The following is a 13,785-nucleotide window of genomic DNA, read 5'->3' as shown; positions in this document are numbered from 1 at the left end:
CATCGCTTGAAAATACGCACCATCACCCAAAGGACAGAGACATGGCAACGACGACGCAGGTAACCATCGTGGGATCTTCCAATGTGGACATCACCGCCATGATGCGCCGACTGCCTTCCCCGGGTGAGACGGTCCTTGCCGATTCGTACCGGCTAACCCCCGGCGGCAAGGGGGCCAACCAGGCCCTCGCGGCCGCTCTTGCCGGTGCGAGGGCCGAATTCATTGGGGCGGTGGGCAACGATTCGCATGCCGAGATTGCCTTAGGTCAGCTCGCCGAGGCAGGCGTTGTTCTGGATCGCGTGCAGCATATCGATGGCGCCACCGGCGTGGCCATCATCAGTGTTGACGCGCAAGCGGAGAACAGCATTGCGGTGATTTCCGGCGCCAACTCCGCCATGGATGAGGTTGCGGTTCGCGAAGCCGGGGCCCTAGCGGGGGTATTGGTGTTGCAGGGAGAAATTCCAGCCTCGGGCATCCGCGCCGCCATCGATGCCGCCACCGGGCCCATCGTCTTGAATCTGGCCCCGGTCATCGAACTGGATCGTGACTACCTCTGCCGGGCAAACCCACTGGTGGTCAACGAGCATGAGGCGGCGTTAATTCTGGCTCAGCTCGAGGGCACCACCGCACTGAGCACCGAACCGGAAGCCGTCATCGCGCAGCGTTTGTGCAATCAGGGGCTCGAATCGGTGGTCATCACCATGGGTGGCGACGGCGCGCTGGTGGCGCAGCGCGGTGAAGATTCCGCCACCATCACCACCGTGGCGGCCAGCAAGGTCACCGCCGTCGATACCACCGGTGCCGGCGACGCCTTCACCGGCGCCTTGGCCGCGCGCCTGGCTATCGGTGAAACGCTGATCGACGCCGCGGGATTCGCCTCTCACTTTGCAGCACTGAGCGTGCAGGGGCATGGGGCTCAGGCTTCGTACCCGCGCTCGCTCGAAAACCTCTAGACCTTAGACCCATAGATTCCGAAAGCCCAGGACCTCCCGTGCTCAAAACTGACATCCTTAACGCTCCGCTGCTTAGCGCTTTGGCCACCCTGGGTCATACCGACACCGTGGTCATCGCCGATTGTGGTCTGCCGATTCCTACCGGACCCATCCTGATTGATCTTGCCTTGGTGCGCGGTACTCCCAGCTTCAGCGACATCCTCGAGGTCCTGAGCCGGAACCTGGTCATCGAGTCCAGCACGCTGGCCAGCGAAGCTCGCGGTACCGGAGTTCAGGAGATCTGCGTGGAGCAAGGACTGAACGCTAACTTCATTTCTCACGAACAGCTCAAGGCCCACCTGCCGAAAGCCAAGGTTGTGGTGCGCACCGGGGAAGTAACCCCCTATGCCAACGTGATCCTGCACTGTGGAGTCGATTTCTAACTGCACCGTGAGTCGGCCATGTCCGCTTCTTCCTGTTGAATCAGGTGCGAAGCGGACATGGCCTTTTGTTTTCACGGTTAGATCCGCCGTGGGGACACTTCCCCGCACTGGCTTGTTATCACGCGGTCGAATCTTTTTCCTAGCATTGCTCGATGGAAGCCCAAAGTGTCGTTGGGGTTTTCTATAATAGTGGTATGGCAACGACGTCATCACCTCAGATTCCCGGCACCCTCTGTGCGGTGCCCGGTGAGGAGCTCTCCAATGCCGCGTTGATACAGCGCGGGGTGGAGATCGGTGCGCTGGTGGCTGAGTATCTTGCCAGTGCCGGAGCTGCCGCTCTGCGGGTCTTGGCCACCGTCGTGAATGAGACTCCAATGGAGGGGACGGCCTTTGACCGGGTCGAGGCGTTGGGGGCTTTCGAATATTTGAAGTCTGCGGCCAGTGCCCGTCAAGCGGATCTTGCGTGCGCTCATGAGGACGCGGTGGTCGCTACGCGCAAGTCGGCGGGGGTTCGGGAGAAGAATCCTTCCTGGGGTATCGGGGCGGAGGTGGCGTTGGTGTTGCGGCAGCCGCGCTGCTCGGGGGTGGAGTTTTTGCATCTCTCGCGGGTTATTTCCCGAGATTTACCGCTCACGCGGGCCGCGGTGGGTGATGACACGATTACCTTCCATCAGGCCGAGATCGTGGCCCGTGGGGTGCGGCATCTGAAGAAGGAAAACCAGCTGCTCATTGAGGAGCTGTTGTTCACCGACTGTCCACTGTGTTTTGCCGGTGGGGATGCCTTATTGCGTGAGTCGATTCATCAGTGGGCGCTGCTGTTAGAACCGGAGCTGGAGGAAGATTCGGAGCAGAAGGCTCGGGTGGGTCGTTATCTTCATGTGTATCGTTTTGATGCGTATCGGATGCGTATCGATGGTTTGGTCCCGGTGGAATATGGGGCGGCGATCCTGCAGGTTTTGGCTCGGGAAGAAGGACGCGGGCAAGCGGCCGGGGATGAACGCACTCGGGGGCAAATAGCTGCCGACTACTTCTTGACCTCGATGACGGGTTTCACGGATCACGAGAATATGCGGGTCCGGTTGAACTTGGTGATGACGGAGGGAACGTTCTTCACGGGGGAGGGGGAGCCGGCATTGATTCCGGGGTTTGGATATATCAGTGCGGATCGCTCACGGAAGCTTTTGCTGGGAACGTGGCAGAATCCGGAGGATATTGAGGTGGTTCGGCTCTATACGGCACCTGGTGCGGGGGATTTGGTGGCTATGGATTCTAAGGCGCGGGTGATTAGCGGGAAACTGAAGTGGTTTGTGATGTTACGGGATCAGCATTGTCGAACCCCGGGGTGTAATGGTTTGATTCGGGAGATTGATCATGTGGTGCAGGCGGCTCGGGGTGGGCCGAGTTCGGTGGAGAATATCGATGGACGATGTCGTAGTTGTAACGCGACGAAAGAGTCTCCGGGGTGGGTTGAGGAAACGGTTCCGGGTGTGCGGCATGGGCTGCGTGTGACGACGAGTAGTGGGCAGATGTATGAGTCGGTGGCGCCGCGGTTGCCTGGGTTGGTGGAGCAGCTTTTGTGGCGACTGAACGCTGATCGAGCAGCGAATCCCGTGGCGAAAGACCACGACAAAGCATAAGCCACAGCCCACCCGATATCCTTGCGCCATCTGTGCAGAGACTGGACTGCTGGGATCATCAAATGATTGTTGCTCGGTTCCGAATGTGCTGATGGGACCGGGCAACAACCATTTGCATGGGGAGATATGAGGAAAGCTAGACGCTTGTGGTGGCAGCGTCGGCGAGTCCGGCTTCGATGACCACTTTGACCGTCGCCTCATAATGTTCACGAAGTAGCCGAGCCAGGTCGTCGGCATTTCGATTCAGCGCGGCTTCCAGCAAAAGCTCGTGCTCACGTTCAACGTTGCGACCGCTGGCTGCACTGGAGGGCGCCGCCCAGCGACGGTACAGCTCGGTCGAATCTGCCAAGTTCGACGACAGCCTGACCATTGGGGCGCAATCGCACGCTTCAAGGAGCTTGAGGTGGAATTCGCGGTGCGCTTTGGACCACTCATCATTAACGTGGTCCGGGTCCTCGGGTCGGCGTCGGGCGGTCTGCGCCAGCGTGTGATGGGCAGCAATGAGGTCTGCTTCCCAGGCTAGAGTCCCGCGTTCTATCGACAAGCGGGCAGCCAAAGCCTCGGTGACGCAACGCAATTCGGTAATATCGGCCAGCTCGCGCAGGTCGAGCTCCGTGACGAAGAAACCGCGATTGGGCCGAATCATCACCAAGCCTTCGCCCGCCAAACGAGTCAGTGACTCACGGATCACGGTGGTGCTGGTCTCGAACTGGATGGCCAAAGTCGTTGGCTGCAGGCGTTCGCCGGGGGACCACTCGCCTCGCAGAATGGTCTTGCGGATGCCCTCAATCGAGAGGGTTGATGCTTTTGCCACGATTCCAACCTCGTATTCGATGTGGTGGTTTGCGCCCGAAAATATTATCCGCAACCACTCTCAATAAACGAGAATAGTACGAATCTTCAAAGCCTGCGCTGCATTGCCCCCAGGTGCTGGGCCGCATGGCTTTGAGTAAGAGACTGTCCGACGGCTGGGTTTACTGTTCGCTGCGAACTGGTGCCCCGGTGAGCCGAGGGACCTTGGCACCCAGCGATGCCAGCATGGCTGTTCGCTCCGCGATAGGCGCGATGCCGCCAACGTAACGGTCGGGACGAACCAGCAGGACCATGCCCACCGCGGCTGCGAATACCCCCTCGATATCGGTTGTTGTGGTGCGCTTGCCTTCAAGATCCTCAAACACCAAACGATTGCCACTGGTGACTTCCAGTAGCGTCCAGTCCTTACTAAGCAGTTCGTCCAAAGCCCTGACGCCGGTTTCGGTTTGTATCACTGGTTGTGGCAGTGAACGGCCTACCAGATTGGCAGCGGCGGCGGGAACTGCGGAGGGAGTCGGGGCCACGGTTCCGGTGGTGTAGTGGGGTTGTTTGAGGAATCGCATCTGGGTGAGCCAGGCGTTTAGCGGCGGTAGAGCCCGCGTTGCTATAACAAGGGCATCCCGGACGCGCGTGATCACCGGGTTGGTATTCATCACGACCCATCCGATGCGCTTGGACAGCTTGACCATGTCTTCGGCATGGGGCCGACGCTCGGCGGCATAGTCGTCAATCAGGGCGTCGGTTCCCTCGCCGGCGATGTGTGCGCCAACGCGCCATGCGGCGGCGGCGGCATCACGGATACCCGCATTCAAACCTTGACCGGCAAAGGGTGGCATGAGGTGTGCTGCATCGCCGGCGAGTAATACCCGACCCACACGATACTTTTCGGCGATGCGCTGGTGGGCGGTGTAAACGGTCGCTCGGCGCACGGTGACGGTGGAAATATCTTGGTACGGAGCCACGAGCTTGGTGATCGACGTGGAGGAGATCATCTCCTGCTCATCTTCACCCTCAAAAAGCATAAATTCGTAGCGGCGCCGTCCCTTAACACCCGGCACCACCACGGTGGGGCGGGTGCCGTTGCAATGGAAGGACGCAAACGGTTCGGGGGTACCTGGGACATCGAGCAAATCCACCACGATCCACTTTTCCACCTGGGTCGATCCGCTGAGCCCAATGCCCAATTCGCGCCGGGTGAAGCTACGCCCCCCATCACACGCGATGACCCAGGCTGCGTTGATGATCAGCTCGGTTTGTTGGGCATCAGAGGCCGGAGCGTGGTCGCTCTTGGTGTTGCCGGCAACGACGCCAGAAACACCTCGACTACGATCCCCGCGACGCACCGCGTTGACGACGACGCCCGTTTTGTGCTGGACGATTGAGGTCGCCTCGGTATTAAAGTGCAGCTCAATGTTGTCGCGTTGGGTCGCGGCCTCGAAGAGCAATCCCTCCATGACCGGCTGGTCGAACTGGGACTTTCCGGGATGCCCCAATCGGGGATTGCCCGGCCGGACCTCGGCGATGATTTTACCGCCGCGTCCGTAGTATCGAGCCCCGGTACCCATGAGCATTTCGGGAGCAAGAGCGTCAAGGATTCCGATCTGGTGCATCACGCGCAGCGTTTCATCGGTGGCACTGATGGCGCGCGGCTCATCGCCGGATCCCCAGTGCTTCTCGATCAACGCAACGCGCAATCCTTGGTCAGCGAGCAGGTTCGCCGTGCTCAGACCGGTCGGACCGGCCCCGATGACCAATACATCGGCATCAATGTGCTCCGCCATGCTCTTGCTCCCTTGCCCCGGAGGGTCCTTAGTTGATTTCGTTTGCGACAGTATTGCGCAGGATGCCCAGACCGGTGATCTCAACCTCAACAACATCGCCCGCATTCAACAGGCCACCTTCGCCCCAGAAGAGACCGACACCGCCGGGAGTGCCGGTGACAATGACGTCTCCCGGGTTCAACTTGGTGAAGCCGGTGACATAGGCCATGAGCTGCGGGATGGTGAAGACCAAATCCGAGACCGAGGCCTTCTGGCGGGTCTCGCCGTTAACTCGGGTTTCGAGGGTGAGTTCGTTGACGTCGCCCAGATCTGCTGCGGGAACCAAGTAGGGGCCGAATCCACCGGTGGAGGGGAAGTTCTTACCCGGAATCCACTGGCTGGCGGCCTTCTGCCAGTCGCGCACGGAGAAATCGTTGTAGGCGGCATAGCCGGCGATGTAGTCCCAGGAATCTTCCTCGGTGACGTGCCAAGCTTCCTTGCCGATGACCAGAGCCATTTCGCCCTCATAGTCGAATTTGGTGGTGGAAGCCGGCTTCACGGCATCGGCCAAGTGGCCCATCTGGGAATCGGCGAAGCGGGTGAAAACCGTGGGGGCGGTCTGCCCGGTCTTGCCCGATTCTTCCTGGTGCGCTCGGTAGTTCACACCGATGCAGATGATCTTGCCCGGGTTGTGCAACGACGGGAGGAAGGTGAGTTCGGCTTCGGGATGGGTCGGCGCACCGGTGAGATCAAGGTCGGTGCCGAAGATGCCCTTTTCGATGGACTCACGGATGGTGGCTGCGAGGTTCAAGCCGGTCGGACCTAGATCGTGGGCGACTTCGTCGATGACAACGCCCCAGGTCTCGGAGCCATTGGGAGCAAGGAAGGATGCATACTGCATGATGAGGTAGGGCCTTTCGAATCTGTGATGGTGGGGGAACTGCTGTTCAGGGGAATCAAGTTCCCCGCGGGTTTTAGTGGAACGTCTTGAGTTCGGTGACCGAGCGGATGCCGAAGGTACGGAAATCATCGGTGCGACGGTTGGACCACATGTTCCACCAGTTCTCGTCCTCCGCCCAGATCACCGGTTCGCGCTCGTCGTCGTAGATCTGCTCGAGGTCGGTGTAGAGCTCAACCACCGCACCGGAGGTTTCCACGTAGTAGGCGGCGATGTTGTGGCCGGCCCCGTGACGGACCGGACCCCAAATCAATTCGCGGCCCGCGCGACCCAGACGGTCGCCCAACTTGGCCAGATCGGCAATGGACTGGACCTGCCAGGCGTGGTGGTGGAAGGTGCCGCCACCTGCGATGAGCGCGATGCCGTGGTGATCGGGGTTGCACCGCATGAAGTAGGCGTAGTCGTCGCCGATGACATCCGAGAGTCGGAAGTCGAAGATTCGGCGCAGGAATTCCATCATGGAACGCGGATCGCGTGGGTGGAAGTTGATATGCCCGTAACGGTCTGGGCCAAAGCCCTGCAGCCCCGGGTCGCTCTTCTGCATGCCGGTGTAGATCTCGAAGATCCATCCTTCCGGACCGATAAAGCTGAAACCGTCTTGCACGCCTGCGCTGACGGCGGTGTGTGAAACGATCTTGAAGTTCTCACTTTCGACGCGGCGGCGGATTTCCCGCAGTGCGTCGCCGTTCTGCGCGATCAGTCCGATGGACTGAATGCCGTTGATCTCTGACTCGACGTATACCAGTTCGTGGTGCACCGAGTTGGCTGCCAGATAGACCTCGTTCGCCGTACGTTCGGTGACTCGCAGCCCTAGAAGCTGTGTGGCGTCGAAGATCGAACCTTCGACGTCATTGGTCTGGATGGACACATGGCCCATCTCTCTAATCAAACCCCAGGCCATGGCCCATCCTCTCGCGATGAATACTTGAAAATACATTATCACGACAAAATATGATTATCCATACTTTTTGTGATCCAGCCTACGCTGGAGCTTTTCCATCGGGCGGGCGCTCCGAGGCCTGACCTACGGCAGCATGGCGCTGACGATCTCGCTCGCGCGTCGCTACGTGGCCGAACATCAAGTTCAGGGCTCCATCTCCAGCCGCTCGGTCACCGTCGCTACCGGGATTGGCCTCGGCTACCCGCTCACCGGCATCATCGCTGTCATCCCCTCCGGACCCGATGAGCGTGCACCCAAGACTCCCTTTGATTCAAAGGGGGCGACACTTCTGGGCCTGGGGCTCGGTGCGCTCCTTCTGGGGATCAACGAGGGTCCGCACTGGGGATGTGCCTCGTTAGGCACCCTCGGTGTCCTAGGTCTTTCTGCGCAGGTCCCCCGGGAATCGAAGCGTGCGGGTTAAATGTTTGAGCACCGGCTAGAAGATTCGGGGGAAGAATCTTGATTCCAGCCGGTGCTCGCATCACTCGCACCTACATGAGGTAATAGCGACACTACGGGCGGTGCCTATGGATTTGATGTGTCTGGCCATCGCGTTCCATGTGAGGTGTGGAATTTGGCCCTTAGCGACGGGTTAGGCCGTGACGCGCACCCTGATTTGAGTGCCCCATGGGTCGCTTGTTGTTAGGGTCCCGGTGCCACTCGTGAATGGAACGTTGATGGCGGATAGCCGCGCGGCGAGCGACTCCAACTCGGTCGCGCTTGATACTAAAACGGTGACAGTTTGAAGCCCGAGGGTCTCGGGTCGTTGGCCAGCTCCGGAAGAAGACCAGGTGTTGACGGCAAGATGGTGGTGGTAGCCATTGGCCGCCAGAAAGATCGCTCCCTGCGAGCGGGCGCTCACCGCGAATCCCAGCCCGTCTTCGTAGAACTGCTCTGCCTCGGTTAATTCGCCACCGCGCAGGTGGACATGTCCCATCGATACGCCCGAAGCCTGGGTGGCCGGGGCGCGGTTGCCCAGGTGCTCGGTGATGAAGGCGTTCGGGTCCAGGGCGGCCGATCCCATCGTGACAAGACCTTCGTTCCATTCCCAAGTGCTCTCGGGGGTATCAACGTAGAGTTCAACACCGTTCCCGTCTGGGTCGGCAAAATAGAAGGCCTTGCTCACCTTGTGGTCGCTGGATCCCTGGAATGAGGCAGGTGTCAAGGTCGCGGTGCGCAGCACGGCGGCTGCCAGTTCTTCCTCTTGGTCAAACAGGAACGCCGAATGGTAAAGGCCGGCCTGGGTGTAGTCATCTGGGGTGGCGTCAGGGGAGTCGGCGGCAATCAGGTGAAGGAGCTCGGTGTCCTCGATGCCCAGGATGGCATCGTCTTCGTCGCTGCTGATGATACTGAGGCCAACACCTTCGGTGTAAAAGCGCTGGAGTCCGTCGAGATCCGATGTCACCAATTCGACGGGGCCCATGCTTAATCCCGGACCCAGGGCGCTGGTTGCAGGGTCACTGCCAGCGGCCGTAGTGGCGGGATTTGCTCCGCAGGCCACGAGGATAAAGGCGAAGGCGGCGAGCATCGCAGTGAACGCCCACGGTGTGCGCCGAGTTCGGTGGGGGCTGCGCGCTAAGACTTTGACCATGGTGGGATTCCCGTCGTGGTTGGGATCAGTAAACTTGATTCTTCAACTAAATTCTATCTGATCTGTTTCTCATGAGGGTGGTTCGCTGACTGAGGGGTCCGCCATAGTGCGTCGGGAAGGGCGTTGCGGACCGAGTGCGGCTATGGCCCGCGGGTTATTGGGCCACTGCCGTAGATGACTTGATGCGTTTGGCGCGTGACCGTAGCAGGAGAGCGAGCGCGATAACCGAAAGAACTACGACAAACGCCGCGTACCCGTAGACCACATTCTGCAGACCAATCGTTGGAATCAATAGCCCCGCCACCAGGGTGGGTCCGCCAAATGCCACATAGCTGACGAGGTAGACCGAGGAGAGCGTGCCGCCGCGCACCTCGCAGGAATAACTTTGCATGGAAAGTGGATCTTAAATGTTTGAGCACCGGCCGGAAGATTCGGGGGAGGAATCTGTTTTCCAGCCGGTGCTCGCATCACTCGCACCTTCATGAGGTAATAACTACTCTAGGGTCAGAGCCTATGGATTTGATGTGCTCAACCATGGCGTTCCGTGAGAAGCCTGTTGAGACCTCGGATCGTCGGTGGCTCCAGGTTTTGCGGGTGGGGCAGTTCACGCAACTCCGCAATAATTCGACGTTTCATAGCTGGTCAATAAACCTACGGTAAGACGGCTTCCGTGGTGGCTACGGCGATTCATGGATGAGATCCAGAGCGGTGCTGTCGCCCAGGAAAGAACAGTCATTAAAAGAGTGAGCACCGGTCGGTTCAAAATCATGGGAAAGATTTTTGATCCGGCCGGTGCACTCATCACTCGCACCTTCAAGAGGTAATAACGACTCTAAGTGCCATAGCTGTGCAGATCATATGCGCAACCATGAAGTTTCATGTGTTGGTGGGCAGGGCAGCAAGCTGCCCGGGATCGCAGTGGCTACCGGTGCGAAAAGCTCACGGAGTTTTGCCGACGCAGCAGGACCGTTGCCATGACGATGCCCAACGCAGCGAAAGTGCAGGTCATCCACCAGGTGGCTGACCATCCGCCGGTGGTCGTGGCCAGCCAAGCGACGATCATCGGGCCGGTGAAGTTTCCGATGTTGAAGATCTGTTGCATCAAACCCATGGCAGCCGGAGCCGAGCCACCCTCCGGGGCTAAATCCACGGCCATGCGTGTCATCGTGGCAGGGATTGCCGCCCCCATCAGCGAGAAGAGCCCAACACAGGCCAGCTGCCACCCCAACCCGCCGGGAACAGAGGTCCATTCCACGGCGAAGGTCAGCGTACTGAAGAGCGCCATCAGTCCAAAGGAGGTGTAAAGCAAGGTGCGGGCGGGGGCGCCGCGCTGCAACAGCATGCCGGTGAGGATCGCACCGACCCCATTGAGCCCTCCGACCACCGCCGAAAGCACACCGGCGTGTGCGCCGGTGAGACCACGTTCGGCATAGATCGTGGGCAAGAATCCCACCACGGCCATCCATTGAATGGTGTAGGAGCCAAAGACCACGCCGGCGATCCACACCTTGGAGGATCGGGCGGTGATGGAGATCCGCCGTGCAGCGGATCGGCTCCCGCCCGGTGCTGCAGCTAAATCCTTGGGAACCAAAGTCAAGATCAACGGCATGGGTACCAGGGTGACAGCCGCCATGATCCACCACCACATCTGCCAGGTGCCGATCTGCAAGAAATAGGCGCTGGCGATCAATCCCACGAAGGTAGCGGTTCCCTGATAGGCGCTCCAACAACCCACCGCCAGATTCACCCGGCGAAACGGCGTATGGCGCCGAATCAGGCCGGGGCTCACGACCGTGGCCACAATAAATCCGATGCCCTCGATGGCTCGCGAAGCCAGGAGGGTGTTCGCTCCCGTCGAGAGGGCACCCAACGCCGACCCGAGGCTGAGCAGGGCAAGACCCAGGAGCAGGGCGCGACGCTCACCGATGACTTCGGCCAGCATCGAGACTGCCAGTCCGCCGACCATTCCCGCCACCTGAACAATGCCCAGCAGCACACCCGCGGACACCAACGACAATCCAAGGTTCTCTTGGATCAGTGGGAGTGCGGCAGGCAGCTTCCAGATATGCAGGGCCGCGGTGATGCCCGAAATCACGAGAACAATCCATACCCCGTCGCCGCCGGTAGTGCTTCTGAGTTTTGGCTGGATCATGGTCAAGTCAGTCGGTCCTTCGTTGGGCAGATGATCGGATTCTTCCATGTCAGGCTCGCGAACACGAAGATATGTCGAAGTGAGGGGGAGAAGAGTAGGCCCGCTGCCATGAATCACGGCACGGTGGGAGATTGTTCGAGCGGCTGTCGGGTTCCTTCAAGACCACGGCCATGCGAGAAGTATTCAATGGAAAAGCAATCAACGATCCACACCGATGAAGGATGCTTAACATGTCTACGGAACCAAAAACCCAGGGCGCGACCGGAGAACACACGAACCAAGGTGTGCCACATGGCTACACCGCACTGACGCCGTTCATTGTCGTTGACCCTGCCCAGGAAGCGATCGAGTTCTATCGAGCAGTATTCGGTGCCAAAGTGCTCTCGGTGATGCCCGGCGCCCCACGGGAGGATGGCAGCGGAACCGTCGCGCATGTCGAACTCGATTTTGGCAATGGCATTCTGCAGCTATCGGACCCTCAAGCGTCCTACGGGTTAGTTGCGGCCGATGCGCAACACACCAACAATTCCATTGCGGTCTACGTTCACGACGTAGATGCGGTCTTTTCCCTGGCGCTGGAACATGGGGCCACCGCGGTGGAGCAACCGGCCAACTTTGTCTCCGGGGACCGCTTTGCGACCTTCGCCGATGCCTTTGGGCGGCGCTGGAACGTCATGACACGGGTGGAGGATCTTTCCCGGGAGGAGTCCGAGTCTCGGGTCACCGCTTGGCTGGCGAGCTTCAGCGCGGGCGAAACCGCATAGACCCAAATGTCAGTTGCTGGTGGGTCCACCCTGAACCTGGCGGACATATTCGCCGGGGCTCATCCCGGTGACGCCGGTGAAATCCCGCGTGAAATGCGCCTGATCCGCATAGCCGAGCGCGTGGGCCAGACGCGCCAGATTCGGACCCACGCCCTGGCCCATTAGCACCGCCGCTTCCTGGAGACGATGGCGCTGCAACAGCCATTTTGGGGTGATGCCCATGCGGGTTCGCACCATCCGCTGCAAACTGCGCTCGCCGATTTGCCACCGTTCACAGAGCTGCGCAACGCGTTGGATCCCGGGAGTGGACTCGATATCCGCACAAATTCGGTTCAGCAGCAGCCCTTCGTCATCCGCCCCGTCGGGGAGACGAAGGGAGAGCCAGTGCTCAAAGATCTGGACCGCCCTCAGTTGTCCTTGCTCCGCGGTAGCCCCCGCATACAGGGCAGCGTGGATGGATTCGGCATCTCCCAGCCCACAGTCGAGAGCGGGGACCGAACCGTCCACCAACTCCGCGATAGGCACCGGGCTGAGCAGGAACGCGGTACCGGGTCTGAAGAGCACTCCAAAAGCGCGTCCCGAACCAGTGAGCCGCTTGAGTGACAATTGCGTGACCGGCCCATAGAGCGTCCCGACACCGTCTTCGATCCCAAGGTTGCAGCCGGGAAAGGTGAGGATCCGCTGTTCGTGACTGGCCCCAGCCGGAATCTGCCACGTGGGCAGCCAACAGTGCGCCACGAGATCACGCAGTGTCACCGACGGCTCGCGTCGAACGACGTGCGATGTTCCTTCGCCGGTCGGCATCAGTGGGCCGCGTGGAGTATCCATGGAAAACAGTATGACCTTATTGCTGGTCCGGCCGGGGTGGCCGAACGCCATGGGCGGGCGAATCGTCCCGGGATTCGGGGTGAGAACCCCGGGACGATTGCTGGTGCGGCTACGTGGTTATGAAGGCCAGCAGGGCCGCGTTTACTTCCTCGGCGTGAGTCCACAGCAGGCCGTGCGGCGCGCCCTCTACCTCGATGTAGTCAGCCTCGGGGAACGCCTGGTGGAAGCGCCGGGCGGTGGCATCGATGGGCAGGATGTTATCTGCGGTCCCATGCAGGATCAGCGCCGGCTTACCGCTGGCCCGAACCGCTTCAACATCGCCTCGGAAGTCCTCAATCCAGGCCGAAACCACCGCGTAGGCGGCGATCGGCGCGCTCGAGGTGGCAGTGTTCCAGCTGGCGGTGACCGCCTCCTGGCTAATGCGCTCACCGAGGGTGTCGCTGAGGTTGTAAAAGTTGCCAAAGAAGTTGGTGAACCAGGCGAATCGATCATTCGTGGCTTGGGTGATGATGTCGTCGAAGACCTCTTGGGGGACGCCGGCGGGGTTATCGTCGCGTGCGACCAAGAATGGTTCGAGTGAGGCTAGGAAGGCTAGCTTGGCGACGCGCTGATGTCCGAAGGTGGAAACGTAACGGGCCAGTTCACCGGTGCCCATGGAGAAACCCACGAGGACGACATCGTTCAGGTCCAGGGTCTCGAGCACCGTGTTCAGGTCGGCGGCAAAGGTGTTGTAGTCATACCCGGTGCCCACCTTGCTGGAGGCTCCGAATCCTCGGCGGTCGTAGGTGATGACTCGGTAACCGGCCTCGAGCAGAGCCCGAGTTTGGCGTTCCCAGCTGTGGCCATCGAGCGGGTATCCATGAATCAGGACGACGGGTTGGCCGTCTCCTTGGTCTTCGTAGTAAAGATCGATCGACGTGGAGTTCTCGGTTCCAACGGTGATGTAGCCCATGGTGCGTTGCCCCTT

General features: G+C 60.1%; 14 protein-coding genes. 5 read left to right on the top strand and 9 right to left on the bottom strand.

The features are described from left to right. Positions 1-41: 41 nt before the first annotated feature. From KUF55_RS16275 to KUF55_RS16265, 3 genes are all read left to right on the top strand, one after another. Complete coding sequence (locus KUF55_RS16275) at positions 42-953, top strand: ribokinase (protein WP_218817300.1); 912 nt, start codon at positions 42-44, stop codon at positions 951-953. Between the two features lie 38 nt (positions 954-991). Then, positions 992-1,375 carry a D-ribose pyranase gene (rbsD, locus tag KUF55_RS16270; RefSeq protein WP_132360042.1) on the top strand — a complete coding sequence of 128 codons (384 nt, stop codon included), beginning with the start codon at positions 992-994 and terminating at the stop codon, positions 1,373-1,375. A gap of 194 nt (positions 1,376-1,569) precedes the next feature. Further along, positions 1,570-3,012, top strand: coding sequence for an HNH endonuclease (locus KUF55_RS16265; RefSeq protein WP_218817299.1), 1,443 nt, complete (start codon positions 1,570-1,572; stop codon positions 3,010-3,012). Between the two features lie 136 nt (positions 3,013-3,148). On the opposite strand, the gene KUF55_RS16260 is transcribed toward KUF55_RS16265, so the two are convergent. The 4 genes from KUF55_RS16260 to KUF55_RS16245 all read right to left on the bottom strand — a co-directional run bounded on the left by KUF55_RS16260 (position 3,149) and on the right by KUF55_RS16245 (position 7,444). After that, on the bottom strand, positions 3,149-3,826 hold the full coding sequence (locus tag KUF55_RS16260; RefSeq protein ID WP_218817298.1) for a GntR family transcriptional regulator: 678 nt from the start codon (positions 3,824-3,826) through the stop codon (positions 3,149-3,151). Positions 3,827-3,986: 160 nt separating this feature from the next. Beyond that, complete coding sequence (locus KUF55_RS16255) at positions 3,987-5,606, bottom strand: FAD-dependent oxidoreductase (protein ID WP_218817297.1); 1,620 nt, start codon at positions 5,604-5,606, stop codon at positions 3,987-3,989. A 28-nt stretch (positions 5,607-5,634) separates the two neighbouring features. Continuing rightward, the gene (locus KUF55_RS16250; RefSeq protein WP_218817296.1) at positions 5,635-6,486 is read right to left on the bottom strand and encodes a fumarylacetoacetate hydrolase family protein; all 852 of its coding nucleotides are present in this window, start codon (positions 6,484-6,486) and stop codon (positions 5,635-5,637) included. A gap of 73 nt (positions 6,487-6,559) precedes the next feature. Beyond that, positions 6,560-7,444 carry a VOC family protein gene (locus KUF55_RS16245; protein WP_218817295.1) on the bottom strand — a complete coding sequence of 295 codons (885 nt, stop codon included), beginning with the start codon at positions 7,442-7,444 and terminating at the stop codon, positions 6,560-6,562. A gap of 133 nt (positions 7,445-7,577) precedes the next feature. On the opposite strand from KUF55_RS16245, the gene KUF55_RS16240 reads away from it, so the two are divergent. Beyond that, complete coding sequence (locus KUF55_RS16240; RefSeq protein WP_218817294.1) at positions 7,578-7,904, top strand: hypothetical protein; 327 nt, start codon at positions 7,578-7,580, stop codon at positions 7,902-7,904. Positions 7,905-8,075: 171 nt separating this feature from the next. Here the strand turns inward: KUF55_RS16240 and KUF55_RS16235 are convergent, their stop codons facing one another. The 3 genes from KUF55_RS16235 to KUF55_RS16225 form a co-directional block, all read right to left on the bottom strand. Next, the gene (locus KUF55_RS16235) at positions 8,076-9,074 is read right to left on the bottom strand and encodes a VOC family protein (RefSeq protein WP_218817293.1); all 999 of its coding nucleotides are present in this window, start codon (positions 9,072-9,074) and stop codon (positions 8,076-8,078) included. A 154-nt stretch (positions 9,075-9,228) separates the two neighbouring features. Beyond that, positions 9,229-9,465, bottom strand: a complete 237-nt coding sequence (locus tag KUF55_RS16230; RefSeq protein WP_218817292.1) for a hypothetical protein — start codon at positions 9,463-9,465, stop codon at positions 9,229-9,231. A 531-nt stretch (positions 9,466-9,996) separates the two neighbouring features. Further along, the gene (locus KUF55_RS16225) at positions 9,997-11,226 is read right to left on the bottom strand and encodes a CynX/NimT family MFS transporter (RefSeq protein WP_218817291.1); all 1,230 of its coding nucleotides are present in this window, start codon (positions 11,224-11,226) and stop codon (positions 9,997-9,999) included. A gap of 230 nt (positions 11,227-11,456) precedes the next feature. On the opposite strand from KUF55_RS16225, the gene KUF55_RS16220 reads away from it, so the two are divergent. Then, entirely contained in the window at positions 11,457-11,990 is a 534-nt protein-coding gene (locus KUF55_RS16220) for a glyoxalase/bleomycin resistance/extradiol dioxygenase family protein (RefSeq protein ID WP_218817290.1), read from the top strand. A 9-nt stretch (positions 11,991-11,999) separates the two neighbouring features. Here KUF55_RS16220 and KUF55_RS16215 read toward each other — a convergent pair whose 3' ends face one another. Beyond that, entirely contained in the window at positions 12,000-12,818 is an 819-nt protein-coding gene (locus KUF55_RS16215) for a helix-turn-helix domain-containing protein (RefSeq protein ID WP_218817289.1), read from the bottom strand. Between the two features lie 109 nt (positions 12,819-12,927). After that, positions 12,928-13,770, bottom strand: a complete 843-nt coding sequence (locus KUF55_RS16210) for an alpha/beta fold hydrolase (RefSeq protein ID WP_218817288.1) — start codon at positions 13,768-13,770, stop codon at positions 12,928-12,930. Positions 13,771-13,785: the final 15 nt, after the last annotated feature.

This window comes from Paeniglutamicibacter sp. Y32M11 (genome assembly GCF_019285735.1).
In the GTDB taxonomy this organism is placed as follows: domain Bacteria; phylum Actinomycetota; class Actinomycetes; order Actinomycetales; family Micrococcaceae; genus Paeniglutamicibacter.
This window is presented reverse-complemented; position numbering and strand designations above follow the sequence as displayed.